The sequence below is a fragment of the Caenibius tardaugens NBRC 16725 genome, assembly GCF_003860345.1.
Classification (GTDB): Bacteria; Pseudomonadota; Alphaproteobacteria; order Sphingomonadales; family Sphingomonadaceae; genus Caenibius; species Caenibius tardaugens.
In genome coordinates this window covers 2,395,751-2,417,421 of the sequence record NZ_CP034179.1, presented here as the reverse complement: position 1 = coordinate 2,417,421, position 21,671 = coordinate 2,395,751, and the positions used below count along the sequence as shown (strand labels likewise).

The window sequence follows — 21,671 nt, the reverse complement described above, 5'->3', positions numbered from 1 at the left end:
ATTCCCTTCGCCTGCCGCATAGGCGGACTGAAGCAGTGCATCGTCAACCACTGCCTGAACCGTTCCCGGCCCCGCATAGGCGGCATCAGCGGCAATCGAGACTCCGCCTGCGTTCGTGAAATCAACCGTGGCATCGCCGTTGCCACTGCTATCCGCCCGCTGTTCCAGCGCGAATTCGTTCCAGGCGCCATCGATCGTGGCCACGGTCGTGGCTTCTGCCAGAACCGAGTAAATGCCGTCTGCGGCATTGGTCACCACCAGGGCGATATCCCCCGCCCCGGCGACATTGATGTCAACCTGACCCGAGGCAATGTCACCGACCGTAACGGTGCCAGTGGCAGGCGGCGCATAAATGCCAAGCGCATCCACATCTTCGATTGCGGACAGTTCGATGGTCAACTGGCCGGCGGCCGCGTTGCTATCGTAGTCCACATCGCCATCGGTGATGACATCCCCGCCCACTGTCGTTGCGATGGCAGGCGCAAAAGGCACGGCCCCCAGCGCAATACCTGAAACACCGACCGTCAAAAACCGACGCATGTTACGATTCATTGGAATAGCCCCCTAATTACTTTAGGCCCAAATCATTGTTTTAGGCCAAAAATATCCAAAAATCCCAAAAACAGAAATGTTCTATCTTCACTATTTTCGCTTTATATAAATATTTCGTCAACAACGAACGATCAAATCAATGCAAAATGTTGTGCGTCCGTTCTACATCCATAATCATGATGATTATCGGTCAAAAACGACCCATTACCCGGACAACAACCAGATAGTAACTTGTTTGTTATTGATATTCCCTCGTAATTTTCGGGCATCCAGAGAACCGCGATGCGGCAATCACCTGCGACCGCGATGGGTGCGCGCCGCATTGCAGGGGCTGGACGCACGCGTATCCGGGGGTATTCTCCACAGCACAGGAGATGACTGGAGGTCAGGATGTGTGACAATCACGCAACAGATCGGGATGCAGCGGCCCAGCTCGATGCCATTCTCGCCAAACGCGGGATAACCCGGCGGCAATTCAGCGCAGTGGGCGCCGCCATTGCAATCGCGGCCTGCGCGCCGCACGAAAGGGCAACCGCAAACGAGGGGCTGGCCGAAAGCATGGTCAGCATTGCCACCCCCGATGGCGAGGCTGACGCATTTTTCGTGCATCCGGCAACCGGCAAACATCCTGCTGTCATCATGTGGCCCGATGTGGCCGGGCTGCGCGATGCCTACAAGGTGATGGCGCGCCGACTGGCAACGGCGGGATACGCCGTTCTGGTGCCCAATGCCTATTACCGCGACAGCAAGGCGCCCGTTCTGACCAGCCTGTCCCAGTGGTTCGAACCCGAGCATCAGGCACGGATCAAACCCATGCTGGCCAAGATCGACGGCAAGATGATCGCGCAGGACGCGCGCACTTATGCCGATTGGCTGGACGGGCAGGATTCAGTCGATATCGAACGGCGCATCGGAACCAGCGGATATTGCATGGGCGGGGCCTATGCGGTGCGTACGGCGGCAGCGGCATCAACGCGTATCGGCGCGGTCTGTTCGTTCCACGGTTCGCGCTTAGTCACCCAAGATGCCGACAGCCCGCACACCCTGATCGCCGCGACACAGGCCCGCTATCTGTTCGCCATCGGCAAGGACGACGATGCCAAGGCCCCCGAGGAAAAAACCATCCTCAAGCAAGTGACCGACGATGCAGGGCGGCCGGCGGAAATCGAGGTCTATCCCGCCGACCACGGATGGTGCACGATCGATGCGCCCAGCTATGACAAGGCCGCCGCAGAGAAGGCCTGGGCCAGAATGCTGGCGACTTATGCAACCGCGCTGTAGCGGCCGAAATCAGCCAGGCGCGATCAGGCGGCCTCTTCGGTATAGACCAGCGCGTTCATGCTATCGGGATAGCGATGGCCGATAATGGTTTTCTCGTTGATCAGCGCATCGGCGCGGGCCAGCAGATCGGCGCCGATATCGCAGTCGCCGGTCCGGATGTTATCCTCGAGATGGCGCAGGCTGGTCGTGCCGGGAATGACATGCACATGATCACCGCGCGACAGAACCCACGCCAGTGCGAGTTGTGCTGCGGTTACGCCCGCCCCTTCCGCCAGCGCCACGAATTCGTGCACAAGCTGCCTGTTGGCCAACCAGTTTTCGCCCATGAAACGCGGCATGTTACGGCGAAAATCCCGTTCGGGAAGATCCGCCGGCTCACCCATTTCCCCGCACAGGCCGCCCCGCCCCACGGGTGAGAATGCAACAAATGCAATGCCCAGTTCGCGCGTGGCCTCCAGAACTGCCCGTTCGACATTGCGCGTCCACAGCGAATATTCCGTCTGCACGGCCGCCATCGGGTGCGCGGCGTGCGCTTCGCGGATCTGGGCGGCGCTCCATTCCGAAACGCCATAAGACCCGATCTTGCCAGCCTCGATCGCGCGGACCAGTGCGCCGACCGAATCCGCAATCGGCACCTTCGGATCGAAACGGTGGAGATAGAGCAGATCGATATGATCGGTCTGCAAACGCGCCAGGCTGGCATCGATCGATGCCGTGATCGAATCCGGGTGGCAATCGACGGAACGCGCCATGCCGTTGGCGACAATACCAGTCTTGGATGCGAGGAAGTAATCGCGCCGCCGGTCTTTCAGCCCTTCGGCGATCAGTTTCTCGCTTTCCCCCGCGCCATAGATATTCGCGGTATCGAGATGATCGTATCCCAATTCGATGGCACGGTGCAGCAAGGCGATCGCTTCATCACGCGACGGCGGTTCACCATAGGCCCAGCTCAGGCTCATGCAGCCCAGCCCCATCGGATTGACCTGTCTGTTCGCGAGATTGCGCGTCTTCATTCTCTTCCCACCATTTTTCCAAGTTCCTTTTCAACCCGATGCATATCAGTGCAGCGTCGGCCTGCAACAGCACAATGCATCGCTGCGGCAAGGTTTACCGGCAGTTTTCCCAAATGCGGGGCGACTTCCCGGGATTCACGCGCTAGAGCGCTGGCGCATTCGTGGTGCAATGAGGGAGAATTCAGCAATGCAGCAGGCCTATGTGTTGACACTGTCGTGCCAGGACCGGGTGGGGCTGGTCGCCGCAGTGACCACGCGGCTGGCTGAAATCGGGGCGAACATTCGCGAGGCACAGCAGTTCAACGCGCTCGACACCGGCATGTTTTTCATGCGCATCGTGTTCGATTGTCCGAACAGAACCGCTGCCGAGGTCCGCGCGGAATTCGCCAGCGTGCCCGAACGCTTCGCGATGGAATGGACGCTGCGCAACACCGGTGAACCGCGCAAGGTGCTGCTGATGGTCAGCAAGTTCGACCATTGCCTTGTCGATCTGCTCTATCGCAATCGTATCGGTGAACTGCCGATGGATATCGTCGGCATTGTCAGCAATCACCCGCGCGAAGCGCTGAACGCCCCGTTAGTGCGCGATATTCCGTTCCACTATCTTCCCATCACCAAAGATACCAAGGCGGACCAGGAAGCGCAGATCAAGGCCATCGTGGCGCAAACCGGGGCTGAATTGGTTGTTTTGGCCCGCTATATGCAGATACTCTCGGACGATATGGCGGCATTCCTTTCCGGGCGTTGCATCAATATTCATCACAGCTTCCTGCCCGGCTTCAAGGGAGCCAAACCTTATCATCAGGCCCATGCCCGCGGCGTGAAGATGATCGGAGCCACGGCGCACTATGTCACCGCGGATCTCGATGAAGGCCCGATCATTCATCAGGACGTGGAAGCGATCAGCCACGCCGACACCCCGAAGATCTGGTCCGTAAAGGGCGCGACATCGAACGGCGGGTGCTGGCCGCAGCAGTTCTCTATCACCTTGAAGATCGCGTTCTGATGGACGGGCACAAGACCATCGTTTTCAAAACTTGAAATTTTTCAGCCACCGATGGACACTGTCGTGACAATTCCGCGTGAATATCTATGATAACCCTTCAAACGAAGGCATCAGATGGATCAAAGATACGACCCCCGTCTGCAGGTAGTGATGCAAGGGCGTTATCGCTCCGGCAACGGTCGCGTTCATGATGTGAAAATATCCAACCTGTCGCGCTATGGTTGCCGGATGTGGCAGAACCATAGCTGGCTGGCGATCGGCGCGCATATTTCCCTGCGGGTCGAGACAATCGGCCCGATCGATTCCGTGGTGCGCTGGAAGAACCGTGATGAAATGGGTGTGGAGTTCGTGACCCCGCTGCACCCTTCGGTGCTCGAACATCTGGCGGCGCAGTTCCACAAGCCAGAGTGAATGCCTGCACCCTTGGCCAAACCGCGAAACGGGCCTAGCGCGACATGATGTCCACGGCCCACCCTGCCTCATCCGATCCCGGCATCCGCCCCGATCTTGATGTCCTGATCGTGGGTGCCGGGATTTCGGGCATATCGATGGCGGCCCATCTGGGCATGAAATGCCCCGGCATGCGTTATGCCATCATGGAACGGCGCGAACAGCTGGGCGGCACATGGGACCTGTTCCGCTATCCGGGTATCCGTTCGGACAGCGATATGTACACGCTCGGCTTTGGCTTCGAACCGTGGACCGACCGCGATGCCATCGCCGATGGAGACCGGATACTCGCCTACCTCGATCGCGTGGTCGACCAATATAACATCCGCCCCAACATCAGGCTGGCGACACGGGTGGTATCTGCTGATTTCCGGGCGGACGAGGGGCAATGGCGTGTCGTCCTCGAAGGCCCGGACGGATCGCGTGAAACAACCGCACGCTTTGTCTACTTCGCCTCCGGCTACTATGACTATGACGCCCCGCATGATCCCGCATTTGCCGGGCGTGACACGTTCACCGGAACAATCGTTCATCCGCAATTCTGGCCGCAGGATCTCGATTATGCGGGCAAGCGCGTCGTCATCATCGGCTCGGGCGCGACCGCAGTGACCATGATCCCGGCCATGGCGCAAAGCGCGGCGCATGTGACCATGCTCCAGCGCACCCCCACATGGATGGCCGCCCAGCCCCGCCGTGATCGTGTTGCACGCCTGTTGCAGGCCCTGTTCCCTGCCCGGATCGCCTATCGGCTGAACCGCAGGAAGAACATCCGGTTTCAGGAATACGTGTTCAAGACCGCGCGCCGAACCCCATCGCGGATCGCGTCTTTCCTGACGCGTGCCACACGCAAGGCGCTGGGCACCCATTATACGGAGAAAGACTGGTTGCCGCCTTATGGCCCATGGGAACAGCGCCTGTGCCTGATCCCCGACGGCGATTTGTTCGCGGCGATCCGCAAGGGGCAGGCCGATGTCGTGACCGACCGGATCGAACGGTTCGACAGGACCGGTATCGTGCTGGAATCGGGCAGGCATCTGGATGCCGATATCATCGTCACCGCCACGGGATTGCGGCTGGCCATGGGCGGTCAGGTCAAAGTCACGCTGGATGGCATCAAGGTCAACTGGCGCAAGCACTTCTATTATCGCGCCTGCATGTTTTCCAACGTGCCGAATCTGGCTGTGGCGTTCGGCTATCTCAACGCCGCCTGGACATTGCGCGCCGATTTGACCGCCAGCTATATCTGCGATGTGCTGAACACGATGCAGGCAAAAAAGGCCGCGCTAGTCCGCCCGATCCTGCCCGACGATCACGACCTCACCGAAGACAACGTGTACGAATTTTCATCCGGCTATATCCAGCGCGCCCTGCCGCTCATGCCGAAAAGCGCCACAGCCCTGCCATGGCGGCTCAATCAGGATTACCGGGAAGACCTCCGCGATTACCGCACCCGCCCGATTGACGATGGCGTGCTCCATTTCGAAAGCGTGGTGGCGAAAGCGCGGGAAATCGCCTAACGCTTGGTCCCATGACAGACCCCCAGCGCATCTGGACGGCGGCGGCCGTCATCATCGGCGATGAAATCCTTTCCGGCCGCACGCACGACAAGAACATTGCGCAGATTGCCACGTGGTTGCAGGTTCAGGGCATCCGCCTGACGGAAGTCCGCGTGATTGCGGACGACATGGACGCGATTGCAGAAGCCGTGAACACGCTGCGGGCGAAGCATGACTATCTCTTCACCACGGGCGGGATCGGCCCGACGCATGACGATATCACCGTGGATGCCGTGGCTGCTGCGCTGGGTATCGAGGTGATCATCCATCCCGAGGCCCGGGCCATGCTGGAAGACTACTACGAAACCCGTGGCGGCCTGAACGAAGGACGCCTGCGCATGGCGCGCGTTCCGGCGGGCTCCGATCTGATCCCCAATCGCTATACCGGGGCACCGGGTATCCGGCTTGGCAACCTGTTCCTGATGGCGGGTGTCCCGCATATCACTGCGGGTATGCTCGACGGGCTGACCGGCGAACTGGAAGGTGGGGCGCCGCTGCTGTCCGAAGTGATCGGATCATGGGTGCCCGAAAGCGAAGTGGCGATCCTGCTGCGCGACGTGGAACAGGCGCACGAAGGGTGCCAGATCGGCAGCTACCCCTTCTTCCGCGAAGGGCGTTCCGGTGCGAATTTCGTCATCCGATCCACCGATCCGGACGTATTGCAGAGCTGTGTCGACACGCTTTGCGAAGGGCTTGGCGAACTGGGCTGGGATTTTACCCCCGGCGGCATCTGATCCCGTCAAAATCCCAGGACGATGACCCGCATTGGCCAGCCCATAGAAAACGGGGGCGAACCACTGGTCCACCCCCGCTTCGTATTCAGTCGATGAAGTCTTAGAACTTCATGCCGACGGCAACAACGCCCTGGTGGCGTTCGAAGCCCTGTTCGTAGTTCGAGTAACGATACTCGAGCTTGCCGAACAGGTTCTGGCCGAAGTTGTGCTGATAGCCAGCGCCCAGACGGAAACCGTCGAGGTTCGTGCCGTCCGAGTAATCGTTCACGCCGTCGTCATAGGTGACGCGCACGCGGCCGTTGGTGTAGCCACCCAGAACGTACAGCTTGCTGTTTTCGCTCAGGTTGGTGCCGAGACGCAGCGTTGCCGAAATGTCACGACCGGTGCGGGCGCAGAGCTTGTCACCCAGCACGTCCACGTCGCGTGCGCATTCCTTGACGTTGCTGTCCGACAGGCCAGCTTCGACTGCTGCGAACACGCTGTTGCTCAGCGGGAATTCGTAACCGGCCGAAACGCCGTAGAGAATGCCTTCATCGCTGCCCGGGTTGGTGTCGACGGCGTCGATGCCGGTTTCAACCTGAACGTATGCCTGCGCATGAGCAGCGGCGGGCAGAACGGCGGCAGCGGCAGCAAGAGCTGCAATAGTGATCTTCTTCATAATATCCCCAATAGGAACTATACTTGCGAACAATTGTGGTTTTATGTTTTGCGGCAACCACGGCGTCCGGCTAGGGGAGCGGGGATACCCAGTCAAAGCCAAATGCCCCCTCCCTCAGGACATAGACTTTAACCGTTGCCTTTCAGCAACATAGCTGTTCATCTGCTGTTTATCTTCGGCAACAGTGGCGTGTTGGCGCGCCCGTAAAAAGCTGCACAGCGGCTTTGCCTCGGAGCAGCCTTTCCGGTAACCAGCGCTTATGGATTCCCCCCGCACCGCCAGAATCGGAGTTTACGCTGCCGGTTTGTCGCTTGCGGCCTGCACGACGCCCAATCCGCTCCCGCTTGATGCGTTTGAAAGCACGCTGGACGCAAACGTCAGCGCGACCGAAGCGCTGACCCAGTGGTGCCGGACGCATAATATGGGCAATCCGCCGGTGATCCGCGCGGTGCAAATGGCAAGTGACGCCGGGGATCAACCGTCAGATCTTCGCGATCTGCTCAGGCTCAACGAAGGGGACACGATCGGCTATCGCCATGTGCGCCTTGTCTGCGGGGAAACCGTCCTGTCCGAAGCGCACAACTGGTATGTTCCCGCGCGTCTTTCGCCCGAAATGAACGGGATACTGGAAAGCACCGACACGCCTTTCGGCAAAGCGGTCGCCGCGCTCGATTTCACGCGTCGCAAACTCGCATCCGTGCGGGGTGGCGGTGCAGGGTGTCCTGCGGATACCATCCTGATGCAACGCGCGGTCCTGTCTCTGCCCGATGGAACCCCGATCAGTCTGGTGCAGGAATGCTATACCCGCGCCAACCTCACCCCAGACTGGTAAGCGCGGGACAAACAAAAAGGCCGGAGGATACCCCCGGCCTTTTGTTTCTGGCAGTTTTCGCGGCATCGCGGCCCATCGGGGCCGCAACGCCATGAAAATTATGCGCCGGCGAGGTCTGCCGTATCGATCTTGAGGCCAGGCCCCATCGACGAGCTGAGCGAAACCTTGCGGACATACTTGCCCTTGGCACCCGACGGCTTGGCCTTGACCACAGCGTCAACCAGAGCGTTGAAGTTCGCCTTGATCGCATCGTCGCTGAACGACATCTTGCCGATACCGGCGTGAATGATGCCCAGCTTTTCCACGCGGAATTCGATCTGGCCGCTCTTGGCGTCCTTCACGGCCTGTTCCACGTTCGGCGTCACAGTGCCGAGCTTCGGGTTCGGCATCAGGCCCTTGGGGCCCAGAACCTTACCGAGACGACCGACAACACCCATCATGTCCGGGGTTGCGATCACGCGGTCATAGTTGAGGTTGCCAGCCTGCATGTCTTCCATGAGGTCTTCGGCGCCAACCTTGTCCGCACCGGCGGCGAGAGCCTTGTCAGCGTTGTCGCCACGAGCGAACACAGCAACGCGAACGTCCTTGCCCGTGCCCGAAGGCAGCGAGACCATACCACGGACCATCTGGTCGGCATGACGCGGGTCGACGCCCAGGTTCATCGCGACTTCGATGGTTTCATCGAACTTCACGGTGGCGAGGTCACGCAGCGTCTGCAGCGCGTTGTCGAAAGTGTGCAGTGCCTGATTGTCGCCCAGCTTTTCAGCGAGCATCTTCTGCTTCTTGGTCTGCTTGGCCATGCTATCAGCCCTCCACCACTTCGAGACCCATCGAGCGGGCCGAGCCTTCGATGATCTTGGTCGCCTGTTCGATATCGTTGGCGTTCAGATCTTTCATCTTCACTTCAGCGATTTCGGCAAGCTTGGAGCGTGCGATCGTCCCGGCCGAAACCTTGCCCGGTTCCTTGGAACCCGACTTCAGGTTGGCAGCCTTCTTGATAAGGAAGGATGCGGGCGGCGTCTTGGTGATGAACGTGAAGCTGCGATCCGCATAGACCGTGATAATGGTCGGGATCGGCATCGCCTTTTCAAGTTCCTGCGTCGCGGCGTTGAACGCCTTGCAGAATTCCATGATGTTCACACCGCGCTGACCCAGTGCAGGGCCGATCGGCGGCGACGGCGTTGCGGAGCCGGCAGGCACCTGCAACTTGATATAGGCTTCAATCTTCTTGGCCATGTGGCCACTCCTTTCACACTGTCGGACAGGCCCGGGAAACCGGGTATCCCATCCTCATGTTTAGCGGTCAGGCAGATGGCGATCCCGTTGCCGGTGGGCCATCCTTCCGCACAGATCCCTTGCGGGAAGCGGCGCCCCTAATCGAAGGGGCGCCCAAAAGCAACTTTTTGATGCGTGCCGCCCACCGCGATGCGGAGGGAGCGACGACCAGAAGTTACTTGACCAGTTCGACCTGTTCGAAGTCCAGTTCCACCGGGGTTCCGCGGCCGAAGATCGACACGGACACCTTGACTTTCGATTTGTCGAAATCGAGTTCTTCGACAACGCCGTTGAAGCTGGCGAACGGCCCGTCGAGCACCTTGACCGAATCGCCGATTTCGTAATCGACGTTGACCTGGCGCTTGGGCTGGGCCGCCGCTTCTTCGGCAGCGCCGAAATAACGGGCGGCTTCCTTCTCGGAAATGGCCTGCGGCTTGCCGCTGGAACCGAGGAAACCGGTAACCTTCGGGGTGTTCTTGACGAGGTGATACACGTCATCGTTGAGCTTCAGCTTGGCAAGAACGTAGCCCGGCATGAACTTGCGTTCGACCTGAACCTTCTTGCCACGCTTCACTTCGGTGACGGTTTCGGTCGGAACCTCGACCTGTTCGACGCCTTCGGACAGGCCCAGACGTTCGGCCTCAGTGAGGATCGAATCGCGAACCTTGTTCTCAAAGCCGGAATAGGCATGGATGATGTACCAACGCGCAGCGACCATAGTGCTGTAATCCGTATCCAGTGTTATGCCGTGCCGTCAGGCCAGCGAAAGCAGCCCGCGCACCACGGCGCTGAACAGGGAATCGACGCCAAGGAAAAACAGCGACAGGATGAGCATCAGGATACCGACGAAAATCGCGGTCCTGATCGTTTCCTCACGCGTCGGCCACACAACCTTGGAGGCCTCTGTGCGAACCTGACGAAGAAACTCAGTAGGGCTGGTCTTGGCCATATGACGTGACGACTCTTACCGTTCAAAAAACATGCGCCTTCCGCCTAGGGGGCATCGCCGCCCCGGACCATGTCCGGGAGGGGCAGTGAGGCTCCGAATGTCGGAAGGCAGCAGGCATTTAGCCCCGGCTGGTGGATTATGCAAGGTGATGCGGCACACTTTAGCCGCACAGGGCGGCTTGCAGGCGCATCGTTGCGCCCGCGCGCGCCTGCCACACCCCTACGGTATCAGACCTGCCCGCCACTGGTTAGCGCGCAAACTAGCGCACGCCGCACAAACGCTCCCAGAACGTCGGACGATACATCGGCTGCACCGGTCCATGCTTCTGATAGCGGAGACTGGGATCGGTATGCGAGCGGGGCAATGTCCAGGTATCGGGACGACTGCTGCGAAACGTCATGCTGCTCATGATCGTGCTCCTCGATGAAGCTGCATCCTGCCTCACAAAACGCACGATTCATCGCCTGGTTCCCGATTCGCGGGCGTGAATCGCGGCTTATCGAGGAAGCGCGCGGATCGCCGAAAGCAGATCGTTGCGTGCAATTTCCCCATTTGTCGGCATCCCGGAAAACAACCCGACCGCAGTCCACCGACCACGTTTGTAAACTACCGTGAACTGATCGTTTGCCGTACCGGTCAGCATGCCAAAATGCGACAGGGTACCGTCGCCCAGGACACGCCAGCCCAAAGCATAATATGGTCCGGTCGACGCGAAAGATGGCCGGACAAGCGCCCGAGCAGGAACATCGCGTTGCGCGAATGCAAAATACTGTTCTGCCGTGCCACCCCAGCCACCAGCAGGTCCGAGCCGATCGTCATATGTCATCCCGATCGCTTCAGGGATCATCGCGGTTACAGCGTCGTGATAGGATTGATCGAAGCGCCCCTCAATCAATCGCCCGAGCGCACAGTAACCGACATTCGAATATTCTGCTTTGGTGCCGGGTTCAAACTGGCGGGGTGGTATCGGCATGTCGATACAACGCTCTTGCTCCTGCAGATCGTGAATGGGATCTCCGGCTAACTTCCGATCCCATCCGCCCGCATGACGCAGGAGATCCGCAACCGAAGCCCCCGCGTACTTTTCATTCAGATCGACCAACCCTCGATCCGCAGCGGCAAAAACAGCCGCTGCCGTGATCGGTTTGGACAGGCTCCAGAAATTGTAAACCTTACCCTTTTCCGATGCGAAGCGCCTTATCCGTGGATGCTCACCCTGAATGCCATAAATGATAACCCCACTGCGCAGATTATGATGGCGCATGGTGCCGCCAATATCGTGGCGAGCATTCATGGTCTGCACAACCAACACAACCCCCGCTGCCAGGGCGATAGCCGTCACAAGCAATGTCCGAATCATACGCATATGCCGTGAAGTGCTCTGCATATTCGCAAACACCGCGTGCGTTGTTTGCGGCCAATCAGGATCGGGGGGAAATGGCAGGAGTGGCAGGATTCGAACCCGCGGCCCTCGGTTTTGGAGACCGATGCTCTACCAACTGAGCTACACTCCTGCAGGCGGTTGGGCCTGTAGTGGGAAGCAACGGGCTTGGCAAGGCAACTTCCCACCTAAACGCAAATTGAGCATAAAAACTGCGCATTCCCCGGATTCCCCGCATCTGCTAGATTCACGGGCGATGCATGCGCCCGTAACTTCGATCATCCCCTCGGATCTGTTGTTGACCGCCTATCGCAGCGGCATTTTCCCGATGGCCGATTCACGCGATGATCCCGAAATATTCTGGGTCGAACCCAAACGGCGCGCCATCCTGCCGCTGGACGGGTTCCACTGTTCGCACTCTCTGCGAAAGGTTTTGAAAAGCGGGCGCTTCACCGTAACCTGCAACGCGGCCTTCGATGCGGTCCTTGAAGCCTGCGCCGCACCCCGGCCCGAACATCCCGACAGCTGGATCAGCCAACGCATCGCGGACAGCTATCATGCGCTCCATAGCGCCGGACATGCGCATGCAATCGAATGCTGGCAGGATGGCGTGCTTGTCGGCGGCCTTTACGGCGTCGGTTTCGATCGGGTGTTCTGCGGCGAAAGCATGTTCAGCCGCGCGACGGATGCCTCGAAGGTCGCGCTGGCATGGCTGGTTGTCGCGTTGCGCCAAGCCGGTGTGACCTTGCTCGACTGCCAGTTCATGACGGATCACCTCGCCTCGCTCGGCGCGATCGAGATTTCGCAGCAGGAATACCTGATATTACTGCAAGAGGCGCAGGATCAGCGCGGAGGGCCCTGGTCTTCGCTGCCGGAAGGTTTTGCCGGAGTACTGGCAGCCGCTGGCGCAGCAGCCGGTGTTTCAGTCGCAGGTTTGGGCGCCGGTTTCACCGCAGGGGCCGACGCACCGGACGATTCGCCCGAAGCCGAGGCCGGTGGGGACTCCTCCCCGGGGAAATTCATCGCGCAGTCCTTGACCCAAACGTCATAGATCGGGTGTTCCACGACATTGAGTGAAGGCGAATTCTTGAACAGCCAGCCGGAAAAAATGCGCTGCCAGCGCAGAGGCTGATCCACGCTTGTCCGCTGATTCACCATGACCTGGACGAAGGCCCCCACTTCAGGCGGCTTTTCCCAGGGGGCGGTCCGTTCGCAGGCCGACAGTTTGACCACGACATTGCCAACCCGCTTCGCTTCGCCCGGCTTGAGCTGGAGATCCTGCGAAAGGTTGTTGCGCTTGTTCAGCACCCCGATCGTCGCCACCCGTTCTTCCATTGGCGAACCGATGTCGGTGGCCACGGGACGGGCCGTCTTGCCCAATTCGCCAGACAGCTCTTTCGGGAGCGCGGTTTCGTTCGGCTTGCTCTCCTCCGGTTCGCCAGAGCAGGCGGACAGCAGAACGGCTGCCGAAACGAGCGGCAGCAACGCAATCCGCGTGGACGGCCGGAACCGCCGCATAGTCAGGAGTCCGGCGCCCAGGCTTCGTAATCGCCGGTTGCCGCAGCCCGTTGGCCACCGCGTTCCAGCGCCCCGCTGGGACGGTAGGCGTTCACCGTGCCCGTGGCGTTCGGTGTATATTCGACTTCCCAGATCTTCGCCGGGGGCAGATGGCTTTCCGGCACATCGTCGAACGATCCGTGCAGCCAGCCATGCCATTCGGCTGGCACGCGGCTCGCATCGTTGGCGCCGTCATACAGCACCCAGCGGCGTTCACGCCCGTGCGGACCGGGCTTCTTCGACCGGAAGTAGCGATTGCCCTGCGCATCGGTACCGACTTGCTCGCCCGTCAGCGCACTGTTGAACAGCGTTCCAATTGTCGCGCCGTTCCACCAGGTGAAGATTTTCGAGAGGATTCCCATGAAGCGCGCGTTAGCTTGTGTTCACGCGAACGGCAAGCACCTCACCACCTCACCTGTGCGCCAGGTGCGATACCCAGTGCCGCAGCCCGCCCGCCGTTAAGCTCGAGCACGGCCTTGGCCACCCCTGTCGACGATCGCGGTTCCAGCGAATAGGGTTCGGCATTGGCGCTGATATTCAACACACGGCCATCGGTGCCGATAAACACGATATCCAGCGGGATCACGGTGTTTTTCATCCAGAAACTGGCGTCGCGGGGCGGATCGAACGGGAACAGCATCCCTTCATCCGGCCCCATGGCGGTACGGAACATCAGCCCTTTGGCCTGTTCTTCCATGGTGCGGGCCACTTCCACGCGAAAATGATTCTCTTTCCCGTCGTGACTGACGGTCAGGGGAATAACCCGCAATCCTGATTCGGGATGTTTCGACACGGTCGAGACCTGCTTCGCCGCAGCGGCATTTTCGCCCGCCCCCGGGGTGCAGGCCGCCAGCAACAGCATGGCTATCGGCCAAATGCGCATCGTCTATTCCTCCTCGACCTCGGATACCCAGCTTTCGGCAGCATCGATGCTGTCGGCATGGATCAGCGCCATCGCGCTGCCCAGTTCATGGCCTGCCCGCAACATTGCCGCAATCTGCTTTTCACGTCGGCTGGCATCGGGGGCGACGGGGGCGAACGGGCCGAACCGGCGCTTGCGCGCCATGGCGAGCGCGGCGCGGCGCTGCTGCGCCACCCCCGGACGCACGCTGTCCCGGATATCGTCCGCTATTCCGGCCACGCCCAGCGCCTGATTCACCCGCCGGGCGCCATAGCCACGACGCAGCAGACCGCCCGCGCGCATCCGGGCATAGGCTTCATCGTCACAATAGCCACGATCGACGAACCGGGCGATCAGGGCCGGGATGTCAGCCGGCGTCTCGCCCTGCCATCCGCGCTCGCGCAGTTTGCGCGCGAGGTAGGCTTCAAGCCGGGCCGCGCTGGTGGCAAAACGCGCCACATAAGCCAGCGCCAGTTCCTCCAGACGCGCGTCGTAGAGCGGACGAGGCGCCCTGTGCTTGCGACTATCTGAAAGGGGTTCCTTAACCATCGGCCTTATTCGTGCCACAGTCCCGTAAGAATGGAAGGGCCTCGCAACACGCCACAATCATATTGTGATGGCAGTGATGCATAGTTTTAGATGCGAACATCGGCCGAAATACTCGCGCCAAACCAGTAGGTTGAGCAGAAATATGACCGACGACGCCCTTCAACCGACGCCGAACCGCTGCGCGTTAGAGCGCCGATTTTCCGACTTTGCCACATTTGGCGAAGCGCTGGATTATGCCGCGCAAGGCAGTCGAGGGCTCAATTTTCACGATCCCCGCGGTAATCTTGCCCGGGTTTATCCCTATTCCGAACTGCGTGACGATGCGCGGGCCATGGCGCGCCGCCTTGTCGCGCGCGGCATTCGCCCCGGTGAGCGTATTGCCCTGATCGCGGAAACAGGCGTGGATTTTGCCGCCCTGTTCTGCGGCGCGGTTTACGCTGGCGCGTGGCCGGTGCCGTTGCCGCTGCCCACCAGCTTCGGGGGCAAGGACAATTATATCGACCAGCTTGCGGTCCAGCTTGCCAGTTCCGATCCGCAAATGCTGCTGTTCCCGGCCGAAATCACTGAAATGGCGGGCGCGGCGGCGGCGCGGCAGGGCTGCGACGGGGTGACCTACGAAGATTTCCGCGCCAGCCCGGCGGCGGACAGCGCACTGCCCGAACAGCAGACGGACGATATCTGCTATCTCCAGTATTCCAGCGGTTCCACCCGTTTTCCGCATGGCGTGGCCGTGACGCACAAGGCGCTGCTCAACAATCTGGCGGGCCACAGCATCGGCATGAAGCTGGAACCCGATGATCGCTGCGTCTCATGGCTGCCGTGGTACCACGACATGGGTCTGGTCGGCTGCCTGCTTTCGCCGATCGCCAATCAGGTTTCGACCGATTACCTCAAGACCGAGGATTTCGCCCGGCGCCCGCTGGCCTGGCTCGACATGATCAGCCGCAATCCCGGCACGACGCTGTCCTATTCCCCGACCTTCGGCTTCGATATCTGCGCCCGCCGCATTTCGAGCCAGAGCCATGTTTCCGAACGCTTCGATCTGTCGCGCTGGCGGATCGCGGGCAATGGCGCGGACATGATCCGCCCCGACGTGATGCAGGGCTTCGTCAATGCCTTTGCCGAAGCCGGGTTCAAGGCCACATCTTTCCTGCCGAGCTACGGCCTTGCCGAAGCGACTCTGGCGGTCACCATCATGCCGCCCGGTGAAGGTATCCGCGTGGAACTGGTCGAAGAAGAACGCCTTTCGGGCACCCCGCGCGATCTGTCACGCCCGGCGCGGTACCGGGCGATTGTCAATTGCGGCAAGGCTGTGAAGGACATGGCGCTGGAAATCCGGGGCGAGAATGGCAAGCCCAAGGGCGATCACCAGATCGGCAAAGTCTGGTGCAAGGGCCCCAGCGTCATGCATTCCTATTTCCGCGATCCTGTCGCCACCGAGGAATGCCTCGTGGATGGCTGGCTGGACACAGGCGACATGGGTTACATGGCCGATGGGTATCTGTTCATTGTCGGCCGCGCCAAGGACATGATCATCATCAACGGCAAGAACCACTGGCCGCAAGATATCGAATGGGCCGTGGAACAGCTTCCCGGTTTCAACCATGGCGATATCGCGGCCTTTTCGGTCGAGACCGACAATGGCGAGGAAGCCCCCGCCGTTCTGGTGCATTGCCGCGTTTCGGACGAGGACAAGCGCGTCGAGCTGCGCGACCAGATCCGCGACAAGGTGCGTTCGATCACCGGCATGAACTGCGTGGTCGAACTGGTGCCGCCGCGCACCCTGCCGCGCACCAGTTCGGGCAAGCTCAGCCGCGCCAAGGCCAAGAAGCTGTACCTTTCGGGCGAGATCGAACCTTACAAGCTGCTCGAAGCGGCATAGTCACACAGACACCGGTTGATCGGGGGCGCTGCCACATGGGCGGCGCCCTTTTTCTTCATTTTGCATAAAAGCCCTTTCCCCAACCGGGCCGGACTGCCACTCTGCCCCCAACCACACAAAACAGGGATCACACTTCCATGCGCGTCACCGTGCCTCACAAACTGTCCCGCGAAGAAGTCCGCAAGCGTCTGCATGAACGCGCGCAAGACCTCGCTGGCAATGTCCCGGGCGGCGTGGCGGAAGTCACGACCAACTGGGTCGGGGAAGACAAGGTCGACCTGGTCATTTCCGCCATGGGCCAAAATCTGGCGGGCAATATCGTGATTGCGGATCACGAAGTGGTCATCGACCTTACCTTGCCGCTGGCGCTCAGCTTCGTCGAACCCATGATTGCCGGAACGGTGAAGGAACAGGGTCAGAAACTGCTGGCCTGATCCCGCGCAAGCCCCGCCCGGAAACGGCCGGGCGACAATCTAGAGTTCGCGTTCCCATTCCATGAAGCTGTGCGGCACCCGCAGGCTGGCCGATGCAATGCGCGTTTCGCGCAGGAACAGCAGCAGCGCGTACATCATCAGCGCAATAGCGATCAGGAAGGCGCAGGCCGCCGCCAGTTGCATGTCGAGCCTCGTAAAACCGTCCAGAAACAGCATCGCGATCACACAGCCAATAGTCAGGCCGCACATCACCAGCATCAGGATTGCGCGGCCGATAATGGCAATGCGCCGGTCCAGCATGCGGATTTCTCGCACCACCGCATCGTGATCCAGCCCTTCCGTTTCCGCGTGGCGGCCAATCAGGTGCCGGGAACGATCCACGATCCGGCTCAAACGGGTCGACAAGATGTTCATGATGTTGCCAAGCGCCACCAGGACAAAAACCGGTGCAAGGGCGAGCTGGATAGTATGGGCGATCACCGCACCAATCTATCATCCCTTTTGCAAGGCTGTGCAAGCAGGCACTGCGCCCCATCCCCGATCTGCAAGGCCCCGAGTTCCGGGATCAGCGCGCATTCGCCGGGCGCTATCGCCTCGCCATCCAGTGTCACACCCGGCGACAGCGGAATCCCCAGCAACGGACCTTGCCCATACCGGCGCGCGCAGGCCGCATCGGGTGCACCCTGCACACGATCGAGCCGGAACCACGGCCCATCGGACAGGATCGCATGACCATTCTTCGGGACGGTGCAATGCAAGGCCGGATCGTAAACCACGCCCTGCGCGACAGCGATCCCTGCATCGAGATGCAGCGCGCGCGGGCGCCCATAGTCATAGAGCCGATAGGTCACATCGAAGTTGAGCTGAACCTCGATCAGGCTGACCCCGCCGCCGATCGCGTGAACCGTGCCTGCGGGAATATAAAAGAAATCACCCGGCGCCACCTTGTGCCAAGCCAGCATCTGTTCGATCGAACCGTCCTGCGCTGCGGCATGGATCGTGTCGGCCGAAACGGGGTGGGTAAACCCAATGCCCACCATGGCGGCGGGATCGGCATCGACCACCAGCCAGCATTCGTCCTTGCCATCAGGCGCACCGTTGCCCTGCGTGGCAGAGGGATGCACCTGAACCGACAGTTTTTCCGAAGTAAAAATATACTTCACCAGAAGATCGTCGAGTTCGGGTGGGGGATCGAACCAGATTTCGCCGATCCTTTGCCCGCGCGGCGCGGCAAACGGGGCGGGCAACCGGTCGCGTCCCCACACCTTGTCAATCATGCGCGTGGCCAGTTTCATGCGGGCGTGGCGCCCTGCAACGTGCCGACCCGCTGTGCGCCCTCTGCGCTGGTCACCAGAATGTCGTCCCCGTCGATGACAATCACGACGTTTTCCAGTCCGATGACCGACACACGCGGACCGTCACTGTCGACCATGACATTGCGGCATCCGATCAGTTCCGCCGTACCGCGCACCGTGTTGCCATCGGCATCGTGCCGACGTGCGGCCTGCAGGCTTTTCCAGTTGCCGATATCGGACCAGCCCATATCCACCCGAACCATGGCCGCCCGCGTGGTGTTTTCCATCACCGCATAGTCGATCGATTCGCTTTCTATACGGGCAAAGGCGTCGGGATCGGCGTGGAAGTGCGCGCCGTCGGCCTGTCCCTGCGCCACCGCCTCGCCAACCGCTGCGGCCAGAGCGGGACGGTGCATTGCCAGCTCGTCGAGATAGGTTCCCGCCGTGAAGGCAAACAACCCGCCATTCCAGTAATAGGTGCCCTCTGCCAGAAATGCCTCGGCCCGCGCCTTGTCGGGTTTCTCGACAAACCGGTCGATACGGTATCCGGCGCCCAGCGGTTCCCCCTGCCGGATATAGCCATAACCCGTTTCCGGTTCGCCGGGCGCGATGCCAAATGCCACCAGCCAGCCTTCCGACGCCAGCGTCGCGGCGTCGCGCGCAGCCCGGCGGAAGGCATCGGTATCGGCGATGAAATGATCGCTCGGGCAGACCAGCATCACCGCATCACGATCCAGCCGGTGCGCGGCCAGCGCAATGGCCGCGGCCGTGTTGCGCATGGCTGGCTCTACTATCACCTGCGCGCCGGATATTTGACTGGTTTCCGCCTCGACATGGTGGAGATGCGCGGCACCTGCGACAATCAGCGGCGGTGCGAACAGCGTATCATCCGCACACCGGGCCAGTGTGGCGGCAAACGGGGTGCTGTTATCATCGAGAAGCGGCAAAAACGGTTTGGGTCGGGAAAGGCGGCTGCGCGGCCACAGCCGGGTCCCCCCGCCTCCACACAGCACCACTGGCACAATTCCCATCATCTCTGCCACTTACTTTCCGCAATCAGCCCCCTGTAGCAAGCAGGAGTTAAAAATAGTTAACGGCGCGTTTGCCAAATTTAGTAAAACCAGCGCTGACGCCAGGCATATTTGCCGGGAACGGGATTTCCCGCCGCATCCATCGCGGGACGGAATCGGAACCGCTGCGTGGCGAGACGACAGGTAATCGCGTCCGCTTCGCTATCGGGACTGGGCTGGGTGACCCGGCAATCACGTACCTCCCCATCAATGCCGACGGTCATCTGCACGGTAACGCTATGACCGATCCGGCGTTCCCGCGTGGCTTTGGGATAATCTTTCGCGGAATTGATATCGCCCGCAATCTTTTCAACCCCGCGCACCGCCATACCGCCCCGGCCACCACCGCCACGGCCGCTGCCTGGCCCGGTCCCCACCCCGTCCGCACCCCTACCCGCGCCCGTATCGTGCGCACCGGAGACATTATCCGTGCCGGTCGACGCGACGGGTGGTGCGGGTTCGGTCTGTATGGGAATTTTCGCCTTGGGCGCTGCGGTTTCGCGCGCTTCGGCCTTGCGCCCTTCGGCCCCGGCGCGGCCTTCGTCCGGCGCAGGATCGGGTGCGGTTTTCGCCGGCGGCGGTGGCGGAGGCGTGGTAATCGTAACCGTGAAGGCCGACAGGGCCTTGTCCACTGTCGCGGCGGTGAAATCCGGTGCAAAAGCCCGCATCAGGCCATAGAGCAACGCCAGATGCAGCAGCACGATACCGAAGGAAATACCGATCCGCGCCGCGCGCGGCGGCTTGATATCAAGATCGCCCGCCATGTCCCGCCCGTTTTCCTACAGCAACCGGGCGGGTGCAAGCATCTCTGACAAATCCCTGTCTGGCGCTCAGGCCCCCTGACGCCCGGAGAAATCGACCGGGCGGGTTTCGGTCCAGTCCAGCACGAGCGCGCGTTTGGCGATCTTCCACACACCATCGACCAGCCGCAACTGATCCTGATAACGGATCGCCCAGACCAGGGCGCTATAGGGCTGGCCTTCACCGGAAGGCGGCAGGATATGGCTGGCCGTGCAGTAGGTTTCGCCCCGCGCTTCCGTATCGGAAAGCTGTTCCACCGTCTGGTTGTGCACCAGATGCTGCGTGGACTGGAACATTTCGCGCAACATGCCGGGGCAGGCGCGGATCGCCGCGATTCCATCCATGACCGCACCCGGCGATTCGATGACCGCATCAGCCGTCATCACCCCATCGAGCAAATCGGGCTCGTTCGCGTCCATCGCCCGCGCGTAGAGCGAGCCATTGCGGCGATACGCCTGTTCCAGAGCTTCCAGATTTGCAGTCACAAACACACCTCTTCCATGAAAATGGTATCGTTGATTTTCCCCACCCGGTGCCATCCGCTGGGCCGGGAAAGAGTTGGCGGGGCAGGATCAATCGCGCGAACGGTATTGCCCGACGATTTCCTCCACCGCAGCCATGATATCGTTACGGCGATAACCCAGCAGCGCCGTTTCCGCCGCATCGGGTTCGTAGCGCACATAATTGCCGCGCCCGGTATACAGCCCGACATCGGGGATGAACGGATGTTCCTTGTCCAGTTCCGGCACGGGCGCGGGGTTCCCCGCAGCCTTGAAGAACATCCCGAAATAGTCCGCGAAGGCGAGATTTTCATCGCCCACCAGATAGGCCTTGCCATTTTCGGCGCCGTCCAGCGCCCCGGCAATCGCCTCGGACAAGGATCGGCAGGAAATGAAGTTCGTGCCCCCCGCCGGGCCGAATGGCTCCAGACCGTCCATCTTGCCTTCGGCATAACGGGTATAGGCCTCGAACATCGGCAGGCGCATCCCCGGCACAGTGCCGACAACAAACGGTGCATCGAGGCTGCAGACATGGAAATCCGGGCCTGCCAGCGCGATAATCCCGTCCACCGCCAATTGGCGCGAGCGGATATAGTCGTTGGTTTCCATCAGTTCCGGCGCGATATGGGGATAGAAACTGCCGATATGGACGAAACGCTTCACCCCGGCATCGCGGGCAAGCGCGGCAAAGGCAGGTACGCATTCGGCGTTGGACCGCAGGACATGGGCCGAGAAATTCTCGCCCTTGGGCAAGTGCCGGATATCGTTGCCCGCCGCGAAGACAATCGCATCGAACGGCGCGAGCTGTTCTTTCGTGAACGTGCCTTCCATGAAATCGCCCTGGACAAACGGCAGGTTGACCAGTTCCGTCGAGGCCTGTGGCGGGCGCCGCCCGGCGATCGCCACATCATGACCCAGCGATTGCAGATGCAGCGCCGCATGACCACCGATCATGCCCGTACCGCCCACAACAAGAATTTTCACAGCGTCTCTCC

General features: G+C 60.8%; 25 protein-coding genes, 1 tRNA gene and 2 pseudogenes. 9 read left to right on the top strand and 19 right to left on the bottom strand.

Annotated elements, in window-relative coordinates; genetic code table 11:
• Positions 1-942: 942 nt before the first annotated feature.
• Positions 943-1,833, top strand: coding sequence for a dienelactone hydrolase family protein (locus EGO55_RS11205; RefSeq protein ID WP_021691556.1), 891 nt, complete (start codon positions 943-945; stop codon positions 1,831-1,833).
• Positions 1,834-1,856: 23 nt separating this feature from the next.
• Here the strand turns inward: EGO55_RS11205 and EGO55_RS11200 are convergent, their stop codons facing one another.
• Positions 1,857-2,846 carry an aldo/keto reductase gene (locus EGO55_RS11200; RefSeq protein WP_021691557.1) on the bottom strand — a complete coding sequence of 330 codons (990 nt, stop codon included), beginning with the start codon at positions 2,844-2,846 and terminating at the stop codon, positions 1,857-1,859.
• Positions 2,847-3,033: 187 nt separating this feature from the next.
• Between EGO55_RS11200 and purU the strand changes: the two are divergent.
• From purU to EGO55_RS11180, 4 genes and pseudogenes are all read left to right on the top strand, one after another.
• Positions 3,034-3,887 (top strand): annotated as a pseudogene (gene purU, locus EGO55_RS11195) (formyltetrahydrofolate deformylase).
• A 79-nt stretch (positions 3,888-3,966) separates the two neighbouring features.
• Positions 3,967-4,263: a PilZ domain-containing protein gene (locus EGO55_RS11190; RefSeq protein WP_021691559.1), complete on the top strand. Its 297-nt coding sequence runs from the start codon at positions 3,967-3,969 to the stop codon at positions 4,261-4,263.
• Between the two features lie 47 nt (positions 4,264-4,310).
• Complete coding sequence (locus EGO55_RS11185; RefSeq protein ID WP_052023804.1) at positions 4,311-5,819, top strand: flavin-containing monooxygenase; 1,509 nt, start codon at positions 4,311-4,313, stop codon at positions 5,817-5,819.
• Between the two features lie 11 nt (positions 5,820-5,830).
• Positions 5,831-6,592 (top strand): competence/damage-inducible protein A, encoded by a 762-nt coding sequence (locus tag EGO55_RS11180; RefSeq protein ID WP_021691561.1) that lies wholly within the window; start codon positions 5,831-5,833, stop codon positions 6,590-6,592.
• 100 nt (positions 6,593-6,692) lie between these two features.
• Here EGO55_RS11180 and EGO55_RS11175 read toward each other — a convergent pair whose 3' ends face one another.
• Complete coding sequence (locus EGO55_RS11175) at positions 6,693-7,250, bottom strand: outer membrane protein (protein ID WP_021691562.1); 558 nt, start codon at positions 7,248-7,250, stop codon at positions 6,693-6,695.
• 259 nt (positions 7,251-7,509) lie between these two features.
• Here EGO55_RS11175 and EGO55_RS11170 point away from each other — a divergent pair, with 259 nt between their 5' ends.
• Positions 7,510-8,082: a hypothetical protein gene (locus tag EGO55_RS11170; RefSeq protein ID WP_021691563.1), complete on the top strand. Its 573-nt coding sequence runs from the start codon at positions 7,510-7,512 to the stop codon at positions 8,080-8,082.
• A gap of 98 nt (positions 8,083-8,180) precedes the next feature.
• Here EGO55_RS11170 and rplA read toward each other — a convergent pair whose 3' ends face one another.
• The 7 genes from rplA to EGO55_RS11140 form a co-directional block, all read right to left on the bottom strand.
• Positions 8,181-8,882 carry a 50S ribosomal protein L1 gene (gene rplA, locus EGO55_RS11165; RefSeq protein WP_021691564.1) on the bottom strand — a complete coding sequence of 234 codons (702 nt, stop codon included), beginning with the start codon at positions 8,880-8,882 and terminating at the stop codon, positions 8,181-8,183.
• 4 nt (positions 8,883-8,886) lie between these two features.
• A complete protein-coding gene (rplK, locus tag EGO55_RS11160) occupies positions 8,887-9,318 on the bottom strand; it encodes a 50S ribosomal protein L11 (RefSeq protein WP_021691565.1) in 432 nt (143 codons plus the stop codon).
• A 214-nt stretch (positions 9,319-9,532) separates the two neighbouring features.
• Positions 9,533-10,075: a transcription termination/antitermination protein NusG gene (gene nusG / locus EGO55_RS11155; RefSeq protein ID WP_021691566.1), complete on the bottom strand. Its 543-nt coding sequence runs from the start codon at positions 10,073-10,075 to the stop codon at positions 9,533-9,535.
• A 36-nt stretch (positions 10,076-10,111) separates the two neighbouring features.
• Entirely contained in the window at positions 10,112-10,306 is a 195-nt protein-coding gene (secE, locus tag EGO55_RS11150) for a preprotein translocase subunit SecE (protein WP_021691567.1), read from the bottom strand.
• A 259-nt stretch (positions 10,307-10,565) separates the two neighbouring features.
• Complete coding sequence (locus EGO55_RS20685; protein ID WP_169727750.1) at positions 10,566-10,715, bottom strand: hypothetical protein; 150 nt, start codon at positions 10,713-10,715, stop codon at positions 10,566-10,568.
• An 87-nt stretch (positions 10,716-10,802) separates the two neighbouring features.
• Entirely contained in the window at positions 10,803-11,648 is an 846-nt protein-coding gene (locus EGO55_RS11145) for a serine hydrolase (RefSeq protein WP_161566038.1), read from the bottom strand.
• A 96-nt stretch (positions 11,649-11,744) separates the two neighbouring features.
• A tRNA-Trp gene (locus tag EGO55_RS11140) sits at positions 11,745-11,820 on the bottom strand.
• Between EGO55_RS11140 and aat the strand changes: the two are divergent.
• Positions 11,794-12,477, top strand: a pseudogene (gene aat, locus EGO55_RS21750) (leucyl/phenylalanyl-tRNA--protein transferase); the annotation flags it as partial. The gene EGO55_RS11140 and the pseudogene aat sit on opposite strands and share 27 nt — an antisense overlap.
• Positions 12,478-12,530: 53 nt before the next feature.
• Here aat and EGO55_RS21525 read toward each other — a convergent pair.
• From EGO55_RS21525 to EGO55_RS11115, 4 genes are read right to left on the bottom strand one after another with little or no spacing between them, the layout of a single operon-like run.
• On the bottom strand, positions 12,531-13,205 hold the full coding sequence (locus EGO55_RS21525) for a DUF2155 domain-containing protein (protein ID WP_021691570.1): 675 nt from the start codon (positions 13,203-13,205) through the stop codon (positions 12,531-12,533).
• A gap of 2 nt (positions 13,206-13,207) precedes the next feature.
• Positions 13,208-13,606, bottom strand: a complete 399-nt coding sequence (locus EGO55_RS11125) for an NADH:ubiquinone oxidoreductase subunit NDUFA12 (protein ID WP_021691571.1) — start codon at positions 13,604-13,606, stop codon at positions 13,208-13,210.
• Between the two features lie 41 nt (positions 13,607-13,647).
• On the bottom strand, positions 13,648-14,127 hold the full coding sequence (locus tag EGO55_RS11120) for a DUF192 domain-containing protein (RefSeq protein WP_021691572.1): 480 nt from the start codon (positions 14,125-14,127) through the stop codon (positions 13,648-13,650).
• A 3-nt stretch (positions 14,128-14,130) separates the two neighbouring features.
• Positions 14,131-14,694 (bottom strand): regulatory protein RecX, encoded by a 564-nt coding sequence (locus EGO55_RS11115; RefSeq protein WP_021691573.1) that lies wholly within the window; start codon positions 14,692-14,694, stop codon positions 14,131-14,133.
• 142 nt (positions 14,695-14,836) lie between these two features.
• Here EGO55_RS11115 and EGO55_RS11110 point away from each other — a divergent pair, with 142 nt between their 5' ends.
• Both EGO55_RS11110 and EGO55_RS11105 read left to right on the top strand, forming a co-directional pair.
• Positions 14,837-16,576: a fatty acyl-AMP ligase gene (locus tag EGO55_RS11110; protein WP_021691574.1), complete on the top strand. Its 1,740-nt coding sequence runs from the start codon at positions 14,837-14,839 to the stop codon at positions 16,574-16,576.
• A 137-nt stretch (positions 16,577-16,713) separates the two neighbouring features.
• Complete coding sequence (locus tag EGO55_RS11105; protein ID WP_021691575.1) at positions 16,714-17,010, top strand: polyhydroxyalkanoic acid system family protein; 297 nt, start codon at positions 16,714-16,716, stop codon at positions 17,008-17,010.
• 39 nt (positions 17,011-17,049) lie between these two features.
• On the opposite strand, the gene EGO55_RS11100 is transcribed toward EGO55_RS11105, so the two are convergent.
• The 6 genes from EGO55_RS11100 to EGO55_RS11075 form a co-directional block, all read right to left on the bottom strand.
• Positions 17,050-17,490 (bottom strand): DUF2721 domain-containing protein, encoded by a 441-nt coding sequence (locus tag EGO55_RS11100; protein ID WP_021691576.1) that lies wholly within the window; start codon positions 17,488-17,490, stop codon positions 17,050-17,052.
• Positions 17,487-18,305: a class I mannose-6-phosphate isomerase gene (locus EGO55_RS11095; RefSeq protein ID WP_021691577.1), complete on the bottom strand. Its 819-nt coding sequence runs from the start codon at positions 18,303-18,305 to the stop codon at positions 17,487-17,489. Before EGO55_RS11095 ends, EGO55_RS11100 begins: the two co-directional genes overlap by 4 nt.
• Complete coding sequence (locus tag EGO55_RS11090; RefSeq protein ID WP_021691578.1) at positions 18,302-19,339, bottom strand: mannose-1-phosphate guanylyltransferase; 1,038 nt, start codon at positions 19,337-19,339, stop codon at positions 18,302-18,304. Before EGO55_RS11090 ends, EGO55_RS11095 begins: the two co-directional genes overlap by 4 nt.
• Before the next feature lie 77 nt (positions 19,340-19,416).
• Positions 19,417-20,139 carry a TonB family protein gene (locus EGO55_RS11085; RefSeq protein WP_021691579.1) on the bottom strand — a complete coding sequence of 241 codons (723 nt, stop codon included), beginning with the start codon at positions 20,137-20,139 and terminating at the stop codon, positions 19,417-19,419.
• A 66-nt stretch (positions 20,140-20,205) separates the two neighbouring features.
• On the bottom strand, positions 20,206-20,661 hold the full coding sequence (locus EGO55_RS11080) for a nuclear transport factor 2 family protein (RefSeq protein ID WP_021691580.1): 456 nt from the start codon (positions 20,659-20,661) through the stop codon (positions 20,206-20,208).
• 87 nt (positions 20,662-20,748) lie between these two features.
• Entirely contained in the window at positions 20,749-21,660 is a 912-nt protein-coding gene (locus EGO55_RS11075; RefSeq protein ID WP_021691581.1) for an NAD-dependent epimerase/dehydratase family protein, read from the bottom strand.
• Positions 21,661-21,671: the final 11 nt, after the last annotated feature.